Source organism: Micromonospora sp. NPDC048905 (assembly GCF_040649655.1).
Classification (GTDB): domain Bacteria; phylum Actinomycetota; class Actinomycetes; order Mycobacteriales; family Micromonosporaceae; genus Micromonospora.
Genome location: NZ_JBEZFV010000009.1, coordinates 72183 through 94571 on the forward strand (window position 1 = coordinate 72183; position 22389 = coordinate 94571).

Consider the following 22389-nt stretch of genomic DNA (forward strand, 5'->3'; position numbering starts at 1 on the left):
ACGCCGTGGATGAGCACCTGCCGGAGCCGATCCGGGCGGTCGAGCACGAGTTGACCGCTCTGCTGCGTCGTGGGCGGGCGGTTTCCTGGGAGATCGCCCGGGAGGTGCACCCGAATCTGGAGCCGAACACCTACGGGCTGCTGCTCTGGTTGCGGCGCAGTGGGTCGATCCGGTTGACCGAGCTGGCGTCGCGGCTCGGCGTGGGCAAGGGCACACTCAGCCGGCAGATCAACGCCCTGGAGGCCCTCGGGCTGGTCCACCGCGACCCCGATCCGAGCGACCGGCGGGCCGCGCAGATCCGCCTCACCGAGGAGGGTCAGCGGCGGTTCGACGTCGCCCGTGCGGCCCGGTTGGGTGAGTTCCTGCGGGCGCTGGACGGCTGGCCGAGCCGGGACGTCGAGGAGTTCGCCCGGCTGCTCGGCCGGTTCAACGACTCCTGGCAGTAGCCCGCTCGGCGGGGAATATGGTGCCGGTCCACCAAGTTGTTGCTTCAGGCAACCAAGGCATACGGTTGCTTCAGGCAACTCTCAGGCGGCCCATGCGCACCACCCGCCGCCGCTCCACCTCGACTCCGTTCGGAGGCAACAACGATGAGCCAGGCGACAGCGCCGCCCCAGGCGACCGCCGTGACCATGACCCACCGGCAGATCCTGGAGGCACTCTCCGGCCTGCTGCTGGGCCTGTTCGTCGCGATCCTCTCCTCCACGGTCATCTCGAACGCGCTGCCGCGGATCATCACCGAACTGCACGGCGGCCAGTCCGCGTACACCTGGGTGGTGACCTCGGCCCTGCTCGCGACCACCGCGACCACCCCGATCTGGGGCAAGCTCGCCGACCTGACCAGCAAGAAGACCCTCGTGCAACTGGCCCTGGGCATCTACGTGCTGGGTTCGGTGCTGGCCGGCCTCGCGCAGGGCACCGGCGAGCTGATCGCCTGCCGGGTGCTCCAGGGCGTCGGCGCCGGCGGCCTCACCGCGCTGGCTCAGGTGATCATGGCCACGATGATCGCGCCGCGCGAGCGGGGCCGCTACAGCGGCTACCTCGGCGCCGTGATGGCCGTCGGCACCATCGGCGGTCCGCTGATCGGCGGCGTGATCGTCGACACCTCCTGGCTCGGCTGGCGCTGGTGCTTCTACGTCGGCGTGCCGTTCGCCATCGTCGCCCTGATCGTGCTCCAGAAGACCCTGCACCTGCCGGTGGTCAAGCGGAAGGCGCAGATCGACTGGTGGGGCGCCACCCTGATCACCGCGGCCGTCTCGGTCCTGCTGATCTGGGTCTCCCTCGCCGGTGACCAGTTCGCCTGGGCCTCCTGGCAGACCGCCGTCATGGTCGTCGGCGCGCTCGCCCTCGGTGCCCTCGCCGTCCGGGTGGAGACCCGGGCCGCCGAGCCGATGATCCCGCCGCGGCTGTTCCGCAACCGCACCATCACCCTCGCCGTCGTGGCCAGCATCGCGGTCGGTGTCGGCATGTTCGGCGCGTCGATCTTCCTGGGCCAGTACTTCCAGATCAGCCGCGGGCAGAGCCCGACCATGTCGGGTCTGATGACCCTGCCGATGATCCTCGGCCTGTTGGTGGCCTCCACCGTGGGCGGGCGGATCATCACCAAGACCGGCCGCTGGAAGCGGTTCCTGGTGGCCGGCTCGGCGCTGCTCACCATCGGCTTCGCGCTGATGGGCACCCTCCGCGCGGACACCAACTTCACCCTGCTCAGCGTCTACATGGCGCTCATCGGCGTCGGCCTGGGCCTGACCATGCAGAACCTGGTCCTCGCCGTGCAGAACACCGTCGGCCCGCACGAACTCGGCGCGGCCAGCTCGGTGGTGGCGTTCTTCCGCAGCCTCGGTGGCGCGATCGGCGTCTCCGCCCTCGGCGCGGTACTCGCCCACAAGGTCAAGGACTACACCGCCGACGGGCTGTCCCAGCTCGGCATCCCCGCGTCCAGCTCCGGTAGCGGCGGCACCCTGCCCGACGTGCACACCCTGCCCGGCCCGCTGCGTGCCGTGGTGGAGAGCGCGTACGGCCACGGCGCCGGTGACATCTTCCTCGCCGCCGCCCCCTTCGCGCTGATCGCGCTGATCGCGGTGGCCTTCATCAAGGAGGTGCCGCTGCGGCAGCACAACGGCAACCCGGTTTCCGACGAGGTCGAGCGGGAATCGACAGTCGCAGCCGGCGCGGGCGCCGCCGTGGTCCGCACCGGCGAGCAGAGGTGAGGTAGAGCCATGAGCGTGGGAGCACCGGACCGCGAGGAGTACGGCCCCCGGACCCGCCCGCTGCCGTTCGAACGCGGCACCGACGGCCCGCGGGTGATCATGGTGGGCGTGGACGGCACCCGTACCTCCGAGCGGGCCGGCGCCTACGCGGCCGGCCTGGCCCGCCGGCAGGGTGCCGCCCTGGTGGTGGTCTTCGTCAGCGCGGCGAGCGGGTTCACCTCCCTCGTGCCCGGGATGGACGCCAGCGCGATCCAGCGCTCCCAGGACGAGGTGGCCGACGAGTTGCGCCGCGAGTGCCGGCGAGCGGCCGAGCAGTGGGGCATTCCGGTGACCTTCCTGTCCCGGCGCGGCGACGCGTACGGCGAGTTGTGCGCGGCGGCCGACGAGTTCCAGGCCGACATGGTGGTGGTGGGGGCGTCCGAGCAGGCCGGTCACCGGCTGGTCGGCTCGGTCGCCACCCGTCTGGTCCGCGCCGGCCGCTGGCCCGTCGTCGTGGTGCCCTGAAAACCTGTCGCGACTGTCGTACCCGAGCCCCAGGATGGCCCGATGACGACATGGACGGCACCGGAGATCGACCGCACCCACGAGCCCCTCGTCGCTGACGAGCGCACCATGCTGGAAGGCTGGCTCGACTACCACCGCGACACCCTGCTGCACAAGTGCGCCGGCCTGACCGCCGAGCAGCTACGCACGGCGAGTGTCGAGCCGTCCGGCCTGAGCCTGCTCGGGTTGGTCCTGCACATGACCGAGGTCGAGCGGTCCTGGTTCCGCCAGCGCTTCGCCGGTCAGGACCTGCCCGACCTCTACGACTTCGACGCCGACAACGACGCCGAGTTCCACGCCGCGGCCGACGCCGACCCGGAGGCCGCCTTCGCCGCCTTCCGCGCCGAGGTCGACGCGGCCCGGGCGGCGACCGCCGGCCGGTCCCTGGACGAGACGTTCACGCTGACCCGCCACGACGGCACCCCCACCTTCAACCTGCGCTGGGCGTACGTGCACATGATCGAGGAGTACGCCCGGCACAACGGTCACGCCGACCTGATCCGGGAACGCATCGACGGCGTCACCGGCGACTGACCAGCGGTCCCGTCACCCGGGGTGCCCGGCGCGGAGCAGGTGCTCGCCCAGCGGGGTGAGCGTGTGCCGTACCGCCGGCCCCGCCCGGTGGGTGGTGACCAGCCCGGCCGACCGGAGGACGGAGGCGTGCTGGCTGGCCGAGGCGAGGGAGACGCCGACCGTCCGGGCCAGCTGTGAGGTGCTCGGGCCGTCGGCGATCGCGCCCAGCACCGCCGCCCGGGTCCGCCCGAGCAGGTCGGCCAGGGGTTTGCTGCTCACCAGCGCCCGCTGGGCGGTGGGACGGATCGGATAGGCCAGCACCAGCGGGCCGGTCGGGTCGTCCAGCACGCAGGGCCGGGGCAGCAGGTACGACGGCACCAGGGTGACGCCCCGGCCGGCCGGCGCCAGGGCGATCCCGTCGGCGAATCCACACTCGTACGACAACTCGTACCGCTCGCCGTACGGCTTCCAGAACAGGTACGGGCTCAGGTCGCGTAGGACGCGGTCGATCCCACTGTCCACCATGGCGTGTGCCCGCACGGTCCGGTCGCCGTGAACCGCCGCGGTGATCGTCTGCTGGTATGGCGCGACCGCGATCTGGTGGAACGCCCGCATCGCCACGCGGAGTCGCCGCCGGGCGGCTGTGTCACCAGAGGCGAGAGCACCGACCCGGGCCGGCAGGTCGCCGGCGACGATCCGGGGTCGTAGCTCCGCCGCCAGCGTCGCCGTCGGGGTGGCCAGCACCTCGTCCAGGGCGGCCGGCAGGTCGCCGCCGAGGCTTGGCGGGGTGAGGAAGTCCGGAAACCACCCGGGCCGCCGGCACAGGTCGAGGTACGGCCGCATCTCCGGACGCAGCGCCGCCCGGGTGCGTGCCCGCCAGGCCGTGAGGTGTTCCGGTGCGGCCTCGAACAGCCGCTGACCGGCCGCCCCGAGTTCCAGCAGCACCGCGGGGTCGGAGCGCAGGACGGTGCGGCTCAGGTCCGTCGCGGTGAGCTGCAACGTCAGCATGAGCCGACGCTAGCCACCCTTCGGCCCTGCCTGAAAGGGCATGGAGCAGGCTGCCACCGGATCGGATCCTCGTTCCATGCACACCTTCCTTGTCCTGGCCACCAGCGTGGTCGTGCTCGCCGGCACCTCAGGCACCCCGGCGCGCGCCGCTGACGCGCAACCCGACACGTACGTCGTCTCCCGCGAACCGGGCGTGTTGCCCGAGGGCATCGCCGTCACCCGCGCCGGCACCATGTACGTCACCAGCCTCGCCACCGGGGCCGTCTACCGCGGCGACGTCCGGCACCAGCGGCTGCGTCCGTTCCTCCCCGCGGGCTCGGACGGGCGGGCCCACGCCGCCGGGGTCCACGTCGATCGCGCCGGCCGGCTCTTCGTGGCCGGTTACGACACCGCGACCCTCTTCGTGTACGACCCGGACGGCCGCCTGCTGGCGAAGCGGAGCGCGGTGACCGGTGCGGCTCTCAACGACCTGGTGATCACCGACCACGCCGCGTACGTGACCGACTCGGCCGGCGGCACGATCTGGCGGGCCACGCTGGACGGTGAGCGCGTCGGTCCACTCGAACCGTGGCTGCGGCCGTCCGACTTCCCGACCGCCCCGGGCTTTCTCAACGGCATCGTCGCCGGCGCCGACGATCGGGTCGCGCTCGTCGCCGACCAGGGCACCGGCGCGCCGGGCACCGAACGTCTCTGGCGCATCGACCTCGCCGACGCCACGGCCAGCGAGGTCGCCGTGTCGGGTGGACAGCTCGGTGCCGACGGGCTGCTGCTGGAGGGCAACCGCCTCTACGGTGTGGTCAACTTCCCGGACCCCGCTGACGGGTACCGCTTCGCGGTGAACCTGGCGGTGCTGGACGGTGACCTTCGGGCCGCCCGGGTGGTCCGCCAGTCCCGCACCGCCGGCCTGGAGCAGTCCCCGACCACCCTGGCCCGCGACCGCGACCGGCTGCTCTGGGTCAACAGCCAGCTCAACGCGACCGCGCCGGCACCACCGTTCACGGTGACCGAGGTCCCCGGCCTGGGCTGAGCGGCGGTCCGGCTCAGTAGTCCAGGGCCGCCCGCAGGTACCGCAGGTCGGCGTGGCCGCCCCAGCGGTGCGCCGACAGCCCGGCGGCGCGGGCGCCCCGCACGGCCCAGTCCTCGTCGTCGACGAAGAGGACCCGGGCCGGCGGGGTGGCCAGGGCCACGCAGGCGGCCTGGAAGTACTCCGGGGCCGGCTTGTGCACGCCGATCGTGGAAGAATTGACCACCACGTCCAGCTCCCCGACCAGGCCCAGCGCGGCCAGGTCGGCGTCGAGCAGGTCGGTGGCGTTGGTGCCCAGCCCGACCCGGATGCCGGCCGCGCGGACCTCCCGGACGAACGCCAGCACCTCCTGGTCGACCTCGCCCCGGTAGCCCTGCCACTGCTCGACAGCGGCGCGGGCCCGTTCCGGGCTGCCCACCGACTCGGTCAGGGCGTCCGCCACACTGCTCATCCACTCGGCGTGGCTGACCTGGCCGGTGAGCACCGGCTGGAGCCGCCCCCACTGCATGGCGATCTCACCGAGCACCCCCTCGGAGAGGCCGTACTCCCGCTCGACAACGGCGGCCACCGCCGGATCCCACCGGCGCAGTACGCCGTCGAAGTCCAGCAGGAGCGCCGTCGCGCGTTCCCGAGCCACTACCCGTTCTCCTCGCCGCGGCGGTGCCGCTGGTCGTCCTCGTCGGCCCGGTTGAGCCGTTGGCTGATCACCTGGGTGACCCCGCTGCGCATGGTCACTCCGTAGAGCGCGTCGGCGATCTCCATCGTCCGCTTCTGGTGCGTGATGACGATCAGCTGACTCTTCTCCCGCAACTGTGCCAGCAATGTGATCAACCGGCCCAGGTTCACGTCGTCCAGGGCCGCCTCCACCTCGTCCATGATGTAGAACGGGCTGGGCCGGGCGCGGAAGATCGCCACCAGCATGGCCACCGCGGTCAGCGACCGCTCGCCACCGGAGAGCAGGGACAGCCGCTTGATCTTCTTGCCCGGTGGGCGGGCCTCCACCTCGACACCGGTGGTGAGCAGGTCGTCGGGGTCGGTGAGGATCAGTCGGCCCTCGCCGCCGGGGAAGAGCACGGTGAACACCTGCTCGAACTCCCGGGCGGTGTCCTCGAAGGCACTGGCGAAGACCTCCAGGATCCGCTCGTCCACGTCCTTGACCACGGTGAGCAGGTCCCGCCGGGTTGCCTTGAGGTCCTCCAACTGCTCGGAGAGGAACTTGAAGCGCTCCTCCAGCGCGGCGAACTCCTCCAGCGCGAGCGGGTTGACCTTGCCGAGCAGGGCCAGTTCGCGTTCCGCCTTGGCGGCCCGCTTCTCCTGCACCGGCCGCTCGTAGCGCACCGGCTCGGGCACCGGCAGGCCGTCGCGCTCGGCAGCCGCCACGTCCACCTGGGTCGGCGGTACGGGCTGGGTGGGGCCGTACTCGGCGACGAGCGTCTCCACGTCCAACCCGAAGTCCTCGGCGGCCTTCGCCTCCAACTGCTCGATGCGCAGCCGCTGCTCCGCGCGGGCCACCTCGTCGCGGTGCACCTGGCTGGTCAGCCGCTCCAGCTCCGCGCCGAGCCGCTTGGCTGCCCCGCGTACCTCCTGCAGCTCCGCCTCCCGGGCGGCGCGTTCCCGGGCGACGGCGTCCCGGTGTTCCTCGGCCGTCGCGATCGAGGTGGTGAGGCGGGTGAGCGCCTCGCGGGCGCCTCCGGCGACGGCGCGGGCGATGCCCGCGCCCCGGGTGCGCGCGGCCCGCCGGGCCGCGGCGCGTTCGCGGGCGGCCCGCTCCGCGGTGGCCTGCCGGGTCAGCGAGTCGGCCCGGCCGGCGATCGAGGAGACCCGCTCCTCGGCGGTACGCACGGCGAGCCGGACCTCCATCTCGTTCTGCCGGGCCTGCGGCACCATGGCGGCGAGTTGGTCGCGTTCCTCGCTGGACGGCTCGGCGTCGACCGGGGTCTCCTCGGCCAGCCGCAGCCGTTCCTCCAGCTCGGCGAGCGCGGTGAGGTCCCGCTGCCGGGCCGCCTCGGCGCGGGAGTGGGACTCGCCGAGCCGGTCGGTCTCCGCCTTCGCCGAGCGGGCCGCCGCGCCCAGCTCGGCCAACCGCCGGGCGGCGGCGTTGCGGTGGCTCTCGGCCTCGCGCTTCTCGGCGGCGGCGTGCTGTACGGCCTCCTTGGCGGCGGCCACCTCGGCGCGCGCCTCGACGAGTTGGTCACGCAGTTCCGCGCCACCGCGCTCGGCGGTGAGCCGGTTGCTGCGGGCCTCCTCGACGGCCGCCTGCACCTCGATGTAGCTGGGGGCCTTGGCCGACCCACCGGCCGCCGCGTACGCCCCGACCACGTCACCGTCCGGGGTGACCGCCCGCAGTTCAGGGTTGCTGGCGACCAGGTCGGCCGCGGCGGCGAGATCGTCGACGAGCGCCACGTCCCGCAGTGCCCGGTGCACCGCCGGGCGCAGCTCCTCGCCGCACTCCACCAGGTCCGGGGCCCACCTGGCCGCGTCGGGCAGCTTCGGGCGCAGTGTGTCGGCGGAGCCGGTCATGCCGGGTCCCGCCGGGCTGCCGACGAGCAGACCGGCCCGGCCGGCGTCGGAGATCTTCAGCAGCCGCATCGCCTCGACGGCCTCGTCCACCCCGCTGACGGCTACCGCGTCGGCGAGACCGCCGAGCGCCGCGGCCAGCGCCGCCTCGTGGCCGGGCGCGACGGTGAGCAGCCCGGCGAGGCTGCCGAGCAGGCCGGGCACGTCGTCGGCGCGGGCGAGCAACGCCCCGGCGCCGTCCTTGCGCCGCAGCCCCAGGGCGAGCGCCTCCTCCCGGGCCTTCCAGGTGGCGGCGTCCTTCTCCGCCGTCCGTTCGGCGTCGGCGAGCGATCGCACGGTGGCCTGCGCCCGCTCCTGCACGGCGACCGCCTCGGCGTGCCGGGCGTCCAGGTCCGCGTTGTCCCGGTCGGCCTCGGTGGACTGGGCGGCCACCGCGTCCAGGTCGGCCTGTGCCTGCTCGGCGCGCCCCAGAGCGTCGGCGTGCGCGACGGCGAGCCGTTCGATCTCCTCGCCGGCGCTTGTCGTGCGGGCGCGGGCCGAGTTGACCTGACCGGTGAGCCGGGCCATCCCCTCGCGCCGGTCGGCGATGGCCTTGGCCGCGGCGACCAGCTCCCGCTCGGCGGCGGCGAGCTGCCGTTCCAGCTCCTGGCGGTGCTCGACCGCCTCGGCCAGGCGGATCTGGTCGTCGGTGAGCGCCGCGCGCAGCTCCTCCTCCTGCTCGCGGACGCGTTCCGCCTCGGCCTCCAGCTGGTCCGGGTCGCGGCCGGGCCGTTCGTCGTCGCCGCTGGCGCTGAGGTGCCGCAGCCGCTCCCGGGCCAACTGCTCGATCGAGCGGAAGCGCTCCTGGAGGGCGGACAGCTTGTACCAGGTGTCCTGGGCGGCGGCGAGCAGCGGAGCGTCCTCCGCGAGGGCGGCCTCCAGCTCGCCGAGCCGGCCCTGCACCTCCACGTGCTCGCCCTCGATCTGCTCACGCCGCTCCCGCAGCGCCGTCTCGTCGGCGATCTCCCGGTCCAGGGTGTTCCGCAGGGTGGCCAGGTCGTCGGCGAGCAGGCGCAGCCGGGCGTCGCGCAGGTTGGCCTGGATGGCGGCCGCCCGGCGGGCCACCTCGGCCTGGCGGCCCAGCGGCTTGAGCTGGCGGCGCAGCTCGGCGGTGAGGTCGGTGAGGCGGTTGAGGTTGGTCTGCATCGCGTCGAGCTTGCGCAGCGCCTTTTCCTTGCGCTTGCGGTGCTTGAGGACGCCGGCCGCCTCCTCGATGAACGAGCGACGGTCCTCCGGCTTGGCGTGCAGCATGCCGTCGAGGCGGCCCTGCCCGACGATGATGTGCATCTCCCGGCCGATGCCGGAGTCGGACAGCAGCTCCTGGATGTCGAGCAACCGACAGGTGTTGCCGTTGATCTCGTACTCGCTCTCGCCGGAGCGGAACATCCGGCGGGTGATGGAGACCTCGGTGTACTCGATCGGCAGCGCGCCGTCGGTGTTGTCGATGGTGAGGGTGACCTCGGCACGGCCCAGCGGCGCGCGGCCGGCGGTGCCGGCGAAGATGACGTCCTCCATCTTGCCGCCCCGCAGCGCCTTGGCGCCCTGCTCGCCGAGCACCCAGGCGATGGCGTCGACGACGTTGGACTTGCCGGAGCCGTTCGGGCCCACCACGCAGGTGATCCCGGGCTCCAGCTTCAACGTCGTGGCGGAGGCGAAGGATTTGAAGCCCTTCACCGTCAGGCTCTTGAGATACACCTTCTCGATCCTCGTCCGGGGGCCGCCGTACCGTCGCCGGCTGTGGGGACCTGGGTGAACTCGCAGACTAACCCGGTGGTGGGAGCGGTCGGGCACGCGACCCGCCCCGGGCCGCGTGCGGCCCGGGCGCGAGACGTGGGTCCGCCGTTGTTGTGTCGATCACGACAGGGACGAGGACCGTTCATGATCGCTTATCGCTGGGCGTGCTATTCGGATACCGGGGACGCGGTAAGGGCGGAACCGGCCACAAGATCATAAATAGTTGGCGCCGAAAGGGGCCGGACAGTGTTGCGCGCCGGCACACAGGTGTCGGCGCGCATTTTGCGAGAGTGCGATTCAGTTTTGCGACGCAGAGATCAGGTCAGCGCCGGCTCGGCCAGACGGAGCAGATCGTCTGCCTCCGCCGCGGCCGCCGCGAGCCGATCATTGTCGGCACGCAACCGGGTGATCTCGAACTCCAGTGCCTGAACCCTGGAACGCAGTCGGGTGACCTCGTCGAGCAGACGCCGGTCGGGCGCTGCACCTACGTGGCCGTAGAGGGCCTTCGCCATGCTGACTCCTTGATATGCGCTGCCGGAAAGGCCGGACCAACGCGCGCCCATTTGTACGCGGCTGTCATTCCAGGCTGTATCTGGGCATGACCGGGCGCGACTGGCGACACCTATATATTGAGCCGCAAACCCCTCCTTCGTCAAGTTCTCGCAGGCCGTAGATCATCTCTACGTCGACCTGTCCACTTGTCGGGGGGCTGCCGCAATGGCACGGACACTCTCTGTCCGGACGCCTTTACTGTACGCCCGGATCCACGGAATTCCGCACCCTGGCGTCCGAGTTCCCCTTAACTCTTCCTTAGCCACGTTGCCGCAGGTCGCGGGCGCGCCGTAGCGTCACCCCGGCCCGCAACCGACCCGTGGAGGCATAGGCGTGTACGGCTGGACCGACCCGATGGACCCGAACGGCGCCTCCCGGCGCGCCGAGCGGCCGACCGACGAGCCGACCTGGCTGCACGACCGTCCGGAGCCCCGCTCGGCCTACCTGTTCGGTGACGACCCGAACCAGCCCGGCGACGGGTGGCACCGGGAGCAGCCCCCGACCGACTGGCAGGCGGACCCCGAGACCTCCGGTGGGCCGGCCGACGCTCAGACGGCCGCCTGGCCGGACCAGCGCCCGGAGCACGACCCGGCCGAGGGCTGGCACGGCGGCGGGCCGGCCACCGACGCCTGGCGCGACGGCAGCCCGAGCGGGGCGACCGCCGACTCCTGGCACGGCGGCAGCCCCGCCGGACCGGCCAGCCATGGCTGGCACGGTGACGCCGGCCCGGAGACGACTGGTGGTTGGCGGCCCGACCCCGGCCCGGAGACGACTGGTGACTGGCCCGCCGGCACCGACCGGCCCAGTGAGGGACGACACCGCTCCCGCCGCCGTTGGCGACGGCCGCTGATGATCGGTGGGGCCGCCGCGGCGGCCACCCTCGTGGTGAGTCTCGGCGTCGGCGCGGTCGGACTACCCGGCGGTGACGACGGGGCCAGCCGGCCGACGGCCGTCGACGACACCTTCGCCCCGTCGACGGCGCCGACCGAGGAGCCGACTCTCGACACCCTGGCGGCGCCGTCCCCGACCAGCACGCCCAGCCCGACCCCACCGAGCCCGACGCCGAGCAGAGTCGTCAGGCCCACCCCGGAGGCGTCGCGTACCACCGCCGCGTCACGGCGTGGCGCGCCGCGCACCAGCGCGCCGGCCACGAGCAACGGTTCGAGCGGCTCCGGCGGGCCGAGCGAGCCGAGCGGCACTGTCAGCGCCCAGGCCCGTGAGGTGGTGGACCTGGTCAACGCCGAGCGCGCCAAGGCCGGCTGTGGGGCACTGAGCATCGACGACAAGTTGATGACCGCCGCCCAGAAGCACAGCCAGGACCAGGCCGACCACAAGAACATGTCGCACACCGGCAGCGACGGCAGCAACGCCGGCACGCGGCTGGACCGGGTCGGCTACGCCTGGCGCACGTACGGCGAGAACGTGGCCTGGAACCAGCAGACCCCGGCTGCGGTGATGGACGCCTGGATGAACAGCTCCGGTCACCGGGCCAACATTCTGAACTGCGCGTTCACCGAGATCGGCGTCGGGATCGCCACCAGCAACGGGCCGTACTGGACCCAGGTCTTCGCGGCGCCGCGCTGACCGCGCGTCGTTCGCGCCCCCGCGCTCGTTTGACCCGGTGAGGTACGCCGGGCCGGAGCGTGGGGGCGGCGTACCGGTGCGGGCGGCGACGGGCCGTCCGGGACCCGGGAGCTGCCGATGCGGATCCGGCCGCGGCGACGCGTCGCCGTACGCCCACTGCGCCGCGTCCTGTCGGCCGGCGTCGCACTCGTCCTCGTGGTGCCGGCGTACGGATGCCGACCCGAGCTGACCCCGCCCGGCGCGCCCACCCCGTGGCCGGCCGCGTCGGCCCGCACCTGGCAGTGGCAGTGGCAACTCAGCGGCCCGCTCGACCCGGCTGTGGAATCGGACGTCTTCCTGCTCGACCCGGTGGTCACCACCGCCGCGCAGACCGCCGAACTGCGGTCCCGGGACCGCCGGCTGATCTGCCAGGTGCACGTCGGGTCGGTCGGCACCGCCGACCCGGACGCCAGCCGGTTCCCGGACATCGTCCAGGGCTCGACCGGGCGTCGGCCCGGCAGCCGGTGGCTGGACGTACGGAGCTGGGACGCGCTCGAGCCGGTGCTGGCCGACCGTTTTCGACTCTGCCGGGGCAAGGGCTTCGGCGCGGTGGCGCTCGCCGACGCCGACGGGTACGCGTCCCGCACCGGTTTCCCCCTCGACTTCGACGACCAGCTGCTGTTCAACCGCCGACTCGCCGAGCTGGCCCGCTCACTGAGCCTCTCCCCCGGGCTGGTCAACGACGTGCCCCAGCTCGCCGCACTGGCTCCGGACTTCGACTTCGTCGTCAACGAGGAGTGTGTCCGGCTGGGCCAGTGCGCCAAGCTGCTGCCGTTCGTCGACGCCGGCAAACCGGTCTTCCACGTGGAGTACGCCAGCTCGACCGACGAGTTCTGCGTCACCACCGTCGGCTACGGCTTCGCGTCGATCCGCAAGGACCGTCAGTTGGACGCCTGGCGGGAAGCCTGCCCCCTGCCCTGACACGGCGGTGGCCGGGCCGCCGACGCAGCCCGGCCACCAGCGCCTGGTTCAGGACACCGGCACCAGCTCCGGGGTGGCGGCCGGCGGGTCGGCCGGGGCGGCCGCCGGACGGGTGCGCAGGAAACGCGGGGCCCACCAGTTGGCATCGCCGAGCATGGTCATCAACGCTGGCAGCACCACTCCCCGGATGATCGTGGCGTCCAGCAGGATCGCCGCCGCCAGACCGATCCCGAGCTGCTTCATGTCGATCGTGCTCAGCGTGGCGAAGATCGAGAACACGCCGACCATCACGATCGCCGCGCTGGTCACCACCCCGGCCGACGAGGTGATCCCGTACGACACGGCGTCGCGGTTGGGCATGCCGGCCCGGATCCCCTCGCGGATCCGACTGACCACGAACACGTGGTAGTCCATCGAGAGGCCGAAGAGCACCACGAAGAGGAACAGCGGCAGCCAGGACACGATCGCGCCCATCGAGGTGAAACCGAGCAGTCCCTCGGCCCACTCGCGCTGGAAGACCAGCACCAGCAGCCCGTACGCGGCGCCGACGGAGAGCAGGTTCAGCGCGATCGAACTGGCCGCGACCACCACCGATCGGAAGGTGAACACCATCACCAGGAACGTCAACACCAGCACGAAGCCCATCACCAGCGGCAACTTGTCCCGGACGTGGGCCGCGTAGTCCACATTCTCGGCCACGCCGCCGCCGACCGCGTACTCGATTCCGGGGATGCCCCGCAGCTCAGCCGGGACCAGGTCCCCGCGCAGCTTGTCCAACGACTGCACCGACCGGTCGTCCCGACTGGTGTACGGGGTGGCGACGTCGAGCACCGACACCCGCCGGTCGGCCGACACCTCGATCTTCGGGCCGTCCGCATCGGCCGGCGCGAACAGCGGATCCCCGGCGGCCCGGGTGGCCAGGTCGGTGAGCGCGGCGTGGACCCGGTCGGCCTGCTCGGCCGGTGCCTTGACGGCCACCACGTGATTGGTGCCGTTGCTCGGGAACGCGGCGGTGAGCCGGTCGTACGCCTGCATGGCCGGGGTGGTGCGCGGCAGGTCCTCCGAGCCGGGGAACTTCAGCTTCATACCGAGCGCCGGCGCGGCCAGTGCGAGCAGCAGACCGACCGAGATGACGAGCGTCACCACCGGAGCGCGTAGCGCCGGCCGAAGCAGCGCCGGCCAGAGCCGGGGCTTGCGGGGCTCGCCGTGCCGGTCGGTGCGCGGAGCGGTCAGCCGCCAGAGCAGCGGCACCCGAGGCCGGTCGACCCAGCGGCCGAGCCTGGCCAGCAGGGCGGGCAGCACGGTCAGCGAACCGATCACGGCGACGGCGACCACCAGGATCGAGCCGACGGCCAGGGAAGAGAAGACCACGTCACCGGCGAGCAGCAGCCCGGCCATCGCGATGATCACGGCAATGCCGGAGACCACCACGGCGTGCCCGGAGGTCTCCGCGGCGATCTCCACCGCGTCCAGGCCGGAGCGGCCCTTGGCCCGTTCCTCCCGCTCCCGGCGGATGTAGAACAGTGAGTAGTCGACCCCCACCGCCATGCCGATCAGCAGGATCACCGGTGCCGTGGTGTCGGTGGCCGGCACCAGGTGCGAGGCGAGCGTGGACAGGCCCATCGCGGCGGCGACCGAGGAGAGCGCCAGCAGCACCGGGACGCTGGCCGCGATCAACGCGCCGAACGCGATGATCAGGATGGCCAGGGTGACCGGCAGGCTGAGCAGTTCGGCGCGCTTGAAGTCCTTGCCCAGGGTGTCGTCGAGCGCCTGCTCGATCGACGGCCCGCCGACCTGCTCGACACGCACCTGTGGGTGCGCGCCCTGCACGGCGGCGGTGGCGTCGCGCAGCGGCTGGACCCGATCCGAGGCGGTCTCCGGGTCGCCGGACATGGTGATCGGCAGCAGCAGCGCCGAACCGTCCCGGGCGGTGACCGGCTTCCCCACCTCGGCGACCCCGGTGACCGTACGCAGCCGGGCTGCCGCGTCGTCGGCCGCCGCCTTCGCCGCCGCCGGGTCCAGCGCGCCGTCCCGCGCGGTGATGAGCACGTTGTCCACTGCCGGATCGTCGAAGTTTCCGGCGTCCACGATCAGGCCGGCCCGCCCCACCTCGCCGATCCCCTCGTCGGCGCTGGTGGCCTCGTTGAGGCCGGCGGCGCTGCCACCCACGAAGCACACCGCCACGAACACGACCCACAGTGCGATCGCCCGCCACGGGTGCTCGGCGCTCCACCGCGCCAGCCGCACCGTCACCGGTCTTCTCCCCATCTCGGGTCCCCCTGTCACGTCAACCCCCTGTCAACGGTGCTGACGTTAGGTGCGTGACGAGGCGGTCACATCGGGGAACGGCCCTGGCCCGCCCCGGAGCCGTCACACTGAGGGCGATTGGCTCACCAGAGGGGCATCAGACGCCGATTCGGGCGTACACCGGGGTGCGGCCCGGGGGGTCCGACCGCGACCCGCCGGTGCCGACCCGGAGCCGACTCCGGGTCATCCCCGAAGGGATCCCCGGGGCCGCGGCTGGCAGCGCGGGCAACTGTACGAGGATCGGTTCATGAACGCCTCGCGGCGGATCGGCGCTCCGCACCGCCGGCACGGCTCGCCCTCGCGACCGTAGGCGTTGAGTTCGCGGTCGAAGTAGCCACTCTCACCGTTGACGTTGACGTAGAGGGCGTCGAAGCTGGTGCCGCCCACGTTGATCGCCTCGGCGAGCACGTCGCGGACGTGGCCGAGCAGGCGCTGCGCGGCCGGCCCGGTCAGCGCGTCGGTGGGTCGGCCGCCGTGCAGCCCGGCCCGCCACAGCGCCTCGTCGGCGTAGATGTTGCCCACCCCGGAGATCAGGGTCTGGTCGAGCAGTGCCCGCTTCACCTCGGTGTGCCGGCGGCGTAGCGCGGCGACGAACTCCGCGTCGGAGAACTCCGGGTCCATCGGGTCGCGGGCGATGTGCGCGATCTCGTCGGGCAACTCGGCGCCGCCCTCGCTCACCGAGAGCCCGCCGAACGTGCGCTGGTCGACGAAGCGCAACTCCGGCCCGTCGTCGGTGAACCGGAACCGGACCCGCAGATGGGTCTCGTCGGCGGTGCCGGGTGGCTGGAGCAACAGCTGACCGGACATCCCGAGGTGCCCGATGATCGCGTCGCCGCTGTCCAGTGGCAGCCACAGGTACTTGCCGCGACGGCGGACGTCCAGCACGGTCCGGCCGGCGAGCACGTCGGCGAAGTGCACGCCGCCGGGGACGTGCCGGCGCACGGCGCGCGGGTGACGGACCTCGACCGACGCGATCCGACGGCCGATGACCCACTGGGCCAACCCCTGCCGGACGGTCTCCACCTCGGGTAACTCAGGCACGCCGCAGGCCCGTCTCGTGGCCGTCGGCACCCCCGGCCGGCAGGGCCTGCGCCAGGTGGTCGGCCTGCTCGGCCTGGGCAGCCCGCCCGGCGCGTTCCAGCGGCCCGAACGGCTCATCCCGGTCGGCCGAACCGTCCGGGTCGATCAGCTGGCCCCGACCATCGTCGCCGGTCCGACCGTCGTCGCCGTCCTGGCCGTCGTCGCCGTCCTGGCCGTCGTCGCCGGCCTGGCCGTTCTGCTCGGCGAGCGTCCGCCACGCGGCCTCGGCGGCCCGCTGCTCGGCTTCCTTCTTGCTGCGCCCCTCGGCGCCGCCGTACCGGTTGCCGGCCACCACCACCCAGGCGGTGAACGTCTTGAGGTGATCCGGGCCGGTGCCCTCGATCCGATACTCCGGGACGCCGAGCCCGAGCGCCGCCGTCAGCTCCTGGAGGCTCGTCTTCCAGTCCAGTGCGGCGCCCCGACCGGCCGACTCGGCCATCAACGGGTCGAAGAGCCGGTGGATGACGATCCCGGTGGTGTCCAACCCGTACTGGAGGTAGATCGCCCCGAGCAGCGCTTCGAGCGTGTCGGCGAGGATGCTCGCCTTGTCCCGGCCACCTGTGGTCTCCTCGCCCTTGCCGAGCAGCAGGTACGCGCCGAGGCCGTCCGGGCCCAGGCCACGCGCCACGTCGGCGAGCGCCCGCATGTTGACCACGCTGGCCCGCAGCTTGGCCAACTGCCCCTCGGGCAGGTCCGGGTGGTTGTGGAAGAGCGCGGTGGTGATCACCACGCCGAGCACCGAGTCGCCGAGGAACTCCAGCCGCTCGTTGGTGGGCAGCCCGCCGTTCTCGTACGCGTACGAGCGGTGGGTCAGGGCGCGCTCCAGCAGCTCGGGTTCCAGGCTCACGCCGAACGCGGCTTCCAGATGACCGACGGACGCCCGCCGCCGCTTGTCGTTGCTCATGATGTGCGTACCTCGGTGTCGGTGGAGCGGTCGGTGCGGTTCATCGCGGCGTCGCCGTCGAGCAACGCCGAGACCAGATCGGTGGCGCGCCGCCGCCACAGGTGGGCGGCGAGGGCGATGCCGGAGGCGACATCGTCGGCGCGGGCGGAACCGTGGCAGACGACCACCGTCCCCGCGACGCCCAGCAGGGCGGCCGCGCGGGGCGCGCCGCCCTCCGCGGGCGGGCCACCGGCCATCGCGTACGCGCCTTCGATGGCTTTGAGCAGCACGTTACCGGTGAAGCCGTCGGTGACGACGACATCGACGCGCGCGCCGAGGGTCACGTCGTACCCCTCGACCAGGCCGACGTAGCGCGCCCCACCGGGCAGCGGCTCGACGGCGAGCAACGGGTCGGTGGCGCGACGGACCCGGTCGCCCTTGCCGGCCTCGGTGCCGACCGAGAGCAGCCCGACCCGCGGCGCGGCGATCGAGTGCGCCACGGCGGCGTACGCGGCGCCGAGCACGGCGTGGCGGGCCAGGGTGGCCGGACGGGGTTCCAGCGAGCCGCCGACGTCGAGGAGCACGACCGGGCCGGCCACGGTGGGCAGGGTCGCGGCGAGCGCGGGTTGGCGGATCTCCGGCCAGCGGCCGAGGCCGAGCACGGCGGCGGTGACGGTGGCACCGGTGGCACCGGCGGAGACCAGGGCGTCGGCGGTCCCGTCGCGCACGGCGGTGACCGCGGCGCGGACCGTGCTCTCGGCACGGGCGGCGCTGGGATGATCGGCCATGCCGACGACATCGCGGACGGGCCGCACCGTGATCCGCGTACGTTGCGGCGGATCGAGGGCAGCAATCAGCTCGTCGGCGACCTCGGCCGGGCCGACGAGGAGCAGGTGCAGGTCAGGGTCGGCGCGCATGGCCCGCAGAGCGCCGTCAACCACGACGGCGGGAGCGTCGTCCCCGCCGAGGAGGTCAACGGCGATCCGCGCGGTGCCCGGCTCCATCGGAACGCCGGCCGGAGTGGGCCGGCCAGCGTCGGAGGAAGCCGGGGCACCGGGCGAATGCCAGGGTGCGCGCGCCGCCCGACCTGAGGTCGGGGGCGTCACTCGGCGTCCAGGTCAGACCTCGAGAACCTGGCGGCCGTTGTAGGTGCCGCAGACGGAGCAGGCGGCGTGCGGCAGCTTCGGGGACTTGCACTGCGGGCACGCGATGGTCGCGACCACCGTCGCCTTCCAGTTCGCCCGGCGGGACCGGGTGTTGCTGCGCGACATCTTGCGCTTCGGGACGGCCACGGTTCTTACTCCTCTGTAACGGTCAGTTGCGACAGGCCCGCCCAACGCGGGTCGATCTGCTGGTGACTGTGGTCGGCCGGCAGATCGTCCCAGTGCGCCCCACATTCGGGGCACAACCCTGGGCAGTCCTCCCGGCAGAGCGGGTTGGTCGGCAGCGTGAGCACCAACGCGTCCCGCAGCGCCGGCTCCAGGTCGATCAGATCGCCCTGCATCCGGCCCACCTCGTCCTCGTCGGTCGTGGCGTCCGTGGTGCTGTCCTCGTACGCGTACAGCTCCTGGATCGTCACGCCCATCGAGTCGTTGATCTCGCGCAGGCAACGGCCGCACTCGCCCCGGACGGGACCGGTGATGGTCCCGGAGACGAGCACGCCCTCGGACACCGACTGCAACCTCAGATCGAGGTCGAGGTCCGCGCCCTCCGGCACGCCGATCAACTCCACACCGAGGTCCGCCGGTGCCGGCACGACCCGCTGGACCTCACGCAACGCACCAGGGCGGCGCGGCAGGTCTCTCGTGTCGAGGACCAGCGGCGACCTGGGGTTGAGTGTCGATGGCGAGTGCTTGGGCATAGTTAGACTCCGGCCGGTGAGAGGCCGACAAAAAAGGTTACCTGGGTGACCACCGGACCGTCGAACCGGGGGCGACACCCGGGTGAGAATGTCGGCTGGTGAGGTGCCGCTCAGAAGGGTAGCGGGCGATCCGCCTCATCCCCACCGAAGGTGCCGATCTCCCGTAGGGCGTGCATCTTGTCCCTACCTCGCTCGATCGAGGCCAGCGCCCGGGTGAGGAACTGCTCGAAGTTGGCAAGCGCGGTGTCGACGTAGTCGTCGACCTCCTCACGCAGGCGCTGGGCCTCGGCCCGGGCCTCGGCGATGATCCGGGCACCCTCGTGCTCGGCCGACACGGTGATCTCGTTCACCGAGACCAGGCGGGCGTGTTCTGCCTCACCCTCGCTGATGATCCGGTCCGCCTCACGCTTGCCGGCATCCATGATCTTGTCGCGCTCCTCCAGGAGCGCTGCGGCGCGACGCAGGTCGGCAGGGAGATCGGCGCGCATCTCGTCGAGGGCAGCGATCATCTCACCCCGGTCGACCATGCAGTTGTTGCGCGACATCGGGACGGAGCGGGCCTGCTCCACCATGGCGATCAGTTCGTCGATGCGATCGAGCGGGTCCACCGGTACCTCACTCCTGTCGTTCCTCGGCCGACCTCCATGATGCGGGCTACGGCCGTTCCCCGCGTCATCAATCATGTCGTGCCGGCCCCACACACGCCCCATCCGCCCCAATCCGGCGCGTCGCGACATCGCCACCCCGCGAAGCCGCCCCCGCCCACGCCCGCCCGCGCCCGCCCACGCTCCGCCGATCTTGCACTTTCTGCCGCGACAATCGGCGCAAACAACCACGATCCGGCGACCGAAAGTGCAAGATCGCCGCCCGGGTGGGGGTGGGGTGGCGGCGGGGGTGGGTGGGGTGGTTAGGGGTTTGGGCGTAGGCGGGCCTGCAGGGCCTCACGGACCAGGTCGGGTACGTGGGCGGAGATGTCGCCGCCCCACTTCGCCACGTCCTTCACCAGGCTGGAGGAGAGGAACGAGTAGAGCGGGTTGGTCGGCATGAAGAGGGTCTCGACGCCGGCCAGCCCGATGTTCATCTGCGCCATCTGCAACTCGTAGTCGAAGTCGCTGACCGCCCGCAGGCCCTTGATCAGCACACTCGCCTGCTGTGCCCGGCAGAAGTCGACAAGCAACCCGCGGAACGACTCGACCCGCACGTTCCCGTACGACGAGGTCACCTCGCGGAGCATGTCGATCCGCTCCTCGACGGAGAACAGGCCACTCTTCGACTGGTTCACCAGGACGCCAACCACCACCTCGTCGAAGAGCCGACTGGCCCGCCCGACGATGTCGAGGTGTCCGTTGGTGACCGGGTCGAACGAACCGGGGCAGACCGCACGTCTCATGATCGGCGACCGTACCAAAGGGTGGTCTCGCCGTACCGGCGACTGCGCTCGGGGGTGATCCCCTCCACCCAGTCGAACTGCCTGGTACGGCTGGACCGCTCCACCACCACCAGCGCGTCGGGCACCAGCCAGCCACCATCGACGAGCGTCGTCAACAGCGAGGTGATCTCCGCGTCCGGCACCGCGTACGGCGGGTCGGCGAAGACCACGTCGTACGGCCCGCCGTCCGGACCGGCGGCCAGCACGGTCGCCACCTTCCCGGCGACCAGGCGAACGGCCGGGCCGGCGCGCAGGGTCGCCACGTTCTCGCGGATCACCCGGGCCGCCCGGGGGTCGGACTCGACGAGCAGGACGTGCCGGGCGCCCCGGGAGAGCGCCTCCAGCCCGACCGCGCCGGAGCCCGCGTACAGGTCGGCGAAGCGGGTGCCGTCGAGGTCGACCTCGGCCTGGACGGCGCTGAACAGCGCCTCGCGGACCCGGTCGGACGTTGGTCGGGTGCCGGCGCCGGGGGGTGCGGCGATCCGCCGCCCGCCGAGCGTCCCGGCGACGATCCGGGTCACCGTCTCCTCCTGTTCATGCCCGCGACGCTACGCGAGTCGACGCCGACCTCGACCGACACCGCCGGTATCGCCGGGCCGGTGGCTGTCCCCCCGATCTGACCGCCCGACGCCTCGGTGGGGTCTTGACGTGGCCCGTCGGGCCGGAAAGGCCCGGTGACCTCCCTCCGCACCGTTCGGTCCACTGCGGAGCGGCCGATCGAACGACCACACCACTCGTCCTCAGTGATCAATCAACGACCTTCCGTTCATCAAAGATCACGAATCAATTACATTGCCCGATGGCAATGATGAGAACTCCCCTCATTCATGACTCGTCAGTACAGTCACCCTCTGTCCCCGCTTAGCGCGGGGAGCACCCCCGCGTCGCGCGACGTCCCGGTGAGCAGACGACCCACCGGTCGCCCCGTCTCCCGACCTCCCGCGCGCGATCCGTACCCCTCACCAGGAGCAGGCGTTGAACCTCCCCAAGTCTCCGATGCGGCGCGTCGCGGCCATCGCCGCAGGCGCGCTGATCGGCCTCACCGGCGCAGCGACGTTCGCCGGCCCGGCACTCGCGCACCACACCACCATCAGCGGCACCGCCTGCAAGACCACGGACGGCGTGCACCGCGTCGAGTGGAAGGTGGAGAACAGCGAGCGTGACCTCGAAGCCACCATCACCGAGGTGTGGAGCCCCTCCGGCACCACCATCAGCGGCATCGGCGGGGGCACCAAGATTGCGGCCAACGGCAAGGTGACCGGCACTCAGCTCACCACCAAGGGCAAGCAGCTCGAGCTGAAGGTCACCGCCACGTGGACGCGGAACGGCAAGCTCATCACCAACACCGCCTCCGGCACCGCGAAGCTGAGCAAGAACTGCACCACGCCGCCGACGCCGACGCCGACGCCGACGAAGCCCACCCCCACGCCGACCGTGACGCCGAGCGCGACGCCGTCGGTGACGCCGAGCGCCACGCCGTCCGCGACCGCGTCGGTGACGCCGAGCGCGACGCCGACCACCACGCCGAGCACTCCGGTCCCGACCAGCCCGGTGCCGACCACGCAGCCGAGCGAGCCCACCGGCCCGCTGGTGCCGGAGGAGCCCAACGCTCCGGTGTTCGAGATCGTCTTCGACTGTGACGTGCTGGTCATCACCGCCGACAACCCGGCTGGCGGCATCACCGAGACCGTCGTGCTGACCTCGGAGAAGAACGTCGTCAAGAAGCTCGAGCTGGTCCCGGGCAAGAAGACCGAGGTCTCCTTCGAGGCGTACGAGGGGCTGACCGTCACCCCCAGCGTCGATGGTGAGCAGGCCGACCCGGCCGACGCCGTCAAGTGGGTCAAGCCGGCCGACTGCACCTCGGGTCAGGGTGGCGGCGACAAGGACGAGCCGGCGCTGCCGCTGACCGGTGCCGCGACCGGCGGGATCATCGCTGGTGCCGCGGTGCTGCTCGCCGTTGGTGCTGGTCTGTTCGTGATGGCGCGTCGTCGTCGGGTGCGCTTCACCGCCTGAGACAACCCGCTCTGACTAACAACTGAGGGCGGGGGGGGCCGGGCCGGGGCCCGCGCCGGCCGCGGGTGGGTCTACACCCCCCGGCCGGCCCGGCCGCCGCCCCACCCGCCCGCCTGGGCGCGGCCGGGAGCG

The 22389-nt window shown here is 72.3% G+C and carries 20 protein-coding genes and 1 pseudogene; 8 read left to right on the forward strand and 13 right to left on the reverse strand.

Annotated features, from left to right (window positions below):
• Positions 1-5: 5 nt before the first annotated feature.
• The 4 genes from AB0C01_RS23595 to AB0C01_RS23610 all read left to right on the forward strand — a co-directional run bounded on the left by AB0C01_RS23595 (position 6) and on the right by AB0C01_RS23610 (position 3287).
• Positions 6-446: a MarR family transcriptional regulator gene (locus AB0C01_RS23595; RefSeq protein WP_357250448.1), complete on the forward strand. Its 441-nt coding sequence runs from the start codon at positions 6-8 to the stop codon at positions 444-446.
• A 144-nt stretch (positions 447-590) separates the two neighbouring features.
• Positions 591-2210, forward strand: coding sequence for an MDR family MFS transporter (locus AB0C01_RS23600; RefSeq protein WP_357572132.1), 1620 nt, complete (start codon positions 591-593; stop codon positions 2208-2210).
• 9 nt (positions 2211-2219) lie between these two features.
• A complete protein-coding gene (locus tag AB0C01_RS23605) occupies positions 2220-2714 on the forward strand; it encodes a universal stress protein (protein ID WP_357250454.1) in 495 nt (164 codons plus the stop codon).
• Between the two features lie 42 nt (positions 2715-2756).
• Complete coding sequence (locus tag AB0C01_RS23610) at positions 2757-3287, forward strand: DinB family protein (protein ID WP_357250456.1); 531 nt, start codon at positions 2757-2759, stop codon at positions 3285-3287.
• 12 nt (positions 3288-3299) lie between these two features.
• On the opposite strand, the gene AB0C01_RS23615 is transcribed toward AB0C01_RS23610, so the two are convergent.
• Positions 3300-4274: a winged helix-turn-helix domain-containing protein gene (locus AB0C01_RS23615; RefSeq protein WP_357250459.1), complete on the reverse strand. Its 975-nt coding sequence runs from the start codon at positions 4272-4274 to the stop codon at positions 3300-3302.
• A 76-nt stretch (positions 4275-4350) separates the two neighbouring features.
• Between AB0C01_RS23615 and AB0C01_RS23620 the strand changes: the two genes are divergently transcribed.
• Entirely contained in the window at positions 4351-5301 is a 951-nt protein-coding gene (locus tag AB0C01_RS23620) for a superoxide dismutase (RefSeq protein ID WP_357572133.1), read from the forward strand.
• Positions 5302-5314: 13 nt separating this feature from the next.
• On the opposite strand, the gene AB0C01_RS23625 is transcribed toward AB0C01_RS23620, so the two are convergent.
• The 3 genes from AB0C01_RS23625 to AB0C01_RS23635 form a co-directional block, all read right to left on the reverse strand.
• On the reverse strand, positions 5315-5935 hold the full coding sequence (locus tag AB0C01_RS23625) for an HAD-IA family hydrolase (RefSeq protein ID WP_357572134.1): 621 nt from the start codon (positions 5933-5935) through the stop codon (positions 5315-5317).
• Positions 5935-9549, reverse strand: coding sequence for a chromosome segregation protein SMC (gene smc, locus AB0C01_RS23630; RefSeq protein WP_357250468.1), 3615 nt, complete (start codon positions 9547-9549; stop codon positions 5935-5937). The genes AB0C01_RS23625 and smc overlap by 1 nt, the downstream gene beginning before the upstream one ends.
• Positions 9550-9905: 356 nt before the next feature.
• Positions 9906-10100 (reverse strand): hypothetical protein, encoded by a 195-nt coding sequence (locus AB0C01_RS23635; protein WP_030487463.1) that lies wholly within the window; start codon positions 10098-10100, stop codon positions 9906-9908.
• 373 nt (positions 10101-10473) lie between these two features.
• Between AB0C01_RS23635 and AB0C01_RS23640 the strand changes: the two genes are divergently transcribed.
• Together AB0C01_RS23640 and AB0C01_RS23645 are read left to right on the forward strand one after the other, a co-directional pair.
• Positions 10474-11724 (forward strand): CAP domain-containing protein, encoded by a 1251-nt coding sequence (locus AB0C01_RS23640; RefSeq protein ID WP_357572135.1) that lies wholly within the window; start codon positions 10474-10476, stop codon positions 11722-11724.
• A 117-nt stretch (positions 11725-11841) separates the two neighbouring features.
• Complete coding sequence (locus AB0C01_RS23645; RefSeq protein WP_357250474.1) at positions 11842-12684, forward strand: endo alpha-1,4 polygalactosaminidase; 843 nt, start codon at positions 11842-11844, stop codon at positions 12682-12684.
• Between the two features lie 48 nt (positions 12685-12732).
• Here AB0C01_RS23645 and AB0C01_RS23650 read toward each other — a convergent pair whose 3' ends face one another.
• From AB0C01_RS23650 to rsmD, 9 genes and pseudogenes are all read right to left on the reverse strand, one after another.
• Positions 12733-14952 carry an MMPL family transporter gene (locus AB0C01_RS23650; protein WP_357572136.1) on the reverse strand — a complete coding sequence of 740 codons (2220 nt, stop codon included), beginning with the start codon at positions 14950-14952 and terminating at the stop codon, positions 12733-12735.
• 222 nt (positions 14953-15174) lie between these two features.
• On the reverse strand, positions 15175-16032 hold the full coding sequence (gene mutM / locus AB0C01_RS23655; RefSeq protein WP_357250480.1) for a bifunctional DNA-formamidopyrimidine glycosylase/DNA-(apurinic or apyrimidinic site) lyase: 858 nt from the start codon (positions 16030-16032) through the stop codon (positions 15175-15177).
• Between the two features lie 235 nt (positions 16033-16267).
• A pseudogene (gene rnc / locus AB0C01_RS23660) lies at positions 16268-16975 on the reverse strand (ribonuclease III); the annotation flags it as partial.
• Positions 16972-17958, reverse strand: coding sequence for a phosphate acyltransferase PlsX (locus AB0C01_RS23665; protein WP_357250484.1), 987 nt, complete (start codon positions 17956-17958; stop codon positions 16972-16974). The gene AB0C01_RS23665 and the pseudogene rnc, both read right to left, overlap by 4 nt.
• A 114-nt stretch (positions 17959-18072) precedes the next feature.
• Positions 18073-18246, reverse strand: a complete 174-nt coding sequence (gene rpmF / locus AB0C01_RS23670) for a 50S ribosomal protein L32 (protein ID WP_252416735.1) — start codon at positions 18244-18246, stop codon at positions 18073-18075.
• 5 nt (positions 18247-18251) lie between these two features.
• Complete coding sequence (locus AB0C01_RS23675) at positions 18252-18815, reverse strand: YceD family protein (RefSeq protein ID WP_110562455.1); 564 nt, start codon at positions 18813-18815, stop codon at positions 18252-18254.
• A gap of 110 nt (positions 18816-18925) precedes the next feature.
• A complete protein-coding gene (locus tag AB0C01_RS23680) occupies positions 18926-19423 on the reverse strand; it encodes a hypothetical protein (RefSeq protein WP_355391821.1) in 498 nt (165 codons plus the stop codon).
• Between the two features lie 299 nt (positions 19424-19722).
• Positions 19723-20205 (reverse strand): pantetheine-phosphate adenylyltransferase, encoded by a 483-nt coding sequence (gene coaD, locus AB0C01_RS23685; protein ID WP_357250488.1) that lies wholly within the window; start codon positions 20203-20205, stop codon positions 19723-19725.
• Entirely contained in the window at positions 20202-20765 is a 564-nt protein-coding gene (gene rsmD / locus AB0C01_RS23690) for a 16S rRNA (guanine(966)-N(2))-methyltransferase RsmD (RefSeq protein ID WP_357250491.1), read from the reverse strand. The genes coaD and rsmD overlap by 4 nt, the downstream gene beginning before the upstream one ends.
• Before the next feature lie 454 nt (positions 20766-21219).
• Between rsmD and AB0C01_RS23695 the strand changes: the two genes are divergently transcribed.
• Positions 21220-22257 (forward strand): LPXTG cell wall anchor domain-containing protein, encoded by a 1038-nt coding sequence (locus AB0C01_RS23695; RefSeq protein WP_357572137.1) that lies wholly within the window; start codon positions 21220-21222, stop codon positions 22255-22257.
• Positions 22258-22389 lie beyond the last annotated feature (132 nt).

Bases quoted from the DNA above. Each gene is read 5' to 3' on its own strand.
- AB0C01_RS23600 (WP_357572132.1), top strand. From the start codon at position 591: ATGAGCCAGGCGACAGCGCCGCCCCAGGCGACCGCCGTGACCATGACC.
- AB0C01_RS23605 (WP_357250454.1), top strand. From the start codon at position 2,220: ATGAGCGTGGGAGCACCGGACCGCGAGGAGTACGGCCCCCGGACCCGC.
- AB0C01_RS23610 (WP_357250456.1), top strand. From the start codon at position 2,757: ATGACGACATGGACGGCACCGGAGATCGACCGCACCCACGAGCCCCTC.
- AB0C01_RS23615 (WP_357250459.1), bottom strand. From the start codon at position 4,274: ATGCTGACGTTGCAGCTCACCGCGACGGACCTGAGCCGCACCGTCCTG.
- AB0C01_RS23620 (WP_357572133.1), top strand. From the start codon at position 4,351: ATGCACACCTTCCTTGTCCTGGCCACCAGCGTGGTCGTGCTCGCCGGC.
- AB0C01_RS23635 (WP_030487463.1), bottom strand. From the start codon at position 10,100: ATGGCGAAGGCCCTCTACGGCCACGTAGGTGCAGCGCCCGACCGGCGT.
- AB0C01_RS23645 (WP_357250474.1), top strand. From the start codon at position 11,842: ATGCGGATCCGGCCGCGGCGACGCGTCGCCGTACGCCCACTGCGCCGC.
- AB0C01_RS23650 (WP_357572136.1), bottom strand. From the start codon at position 14,952: ATGGGGAGAAGACCGGTGACGGTGCGGCTGGCGCGGTGGAGCGCCGAG.
- AB0C01_RS23665 (WP_357250484.1), bottom strand. From the start codon at position 17,958: ATGGAGCCGGGCACCGCGCGGATCGCCGTTGACCTCCTCGGCGGGGAC.
- AB0C01_RS23675 (WP_110562455.1), bottom strand. From the start codon at position 18,815: ATGCCCAAGCACTCGCCATCGACACTCAACCCCAGGTCGCCGCTGGTC.
- coaD (WP_357250488.1), bottom strand. From the start codon at position 20,205: ATGAGACGTGCGGTCTGCCCCGGTTCGTTCGACCCGGTCACCAACGGA.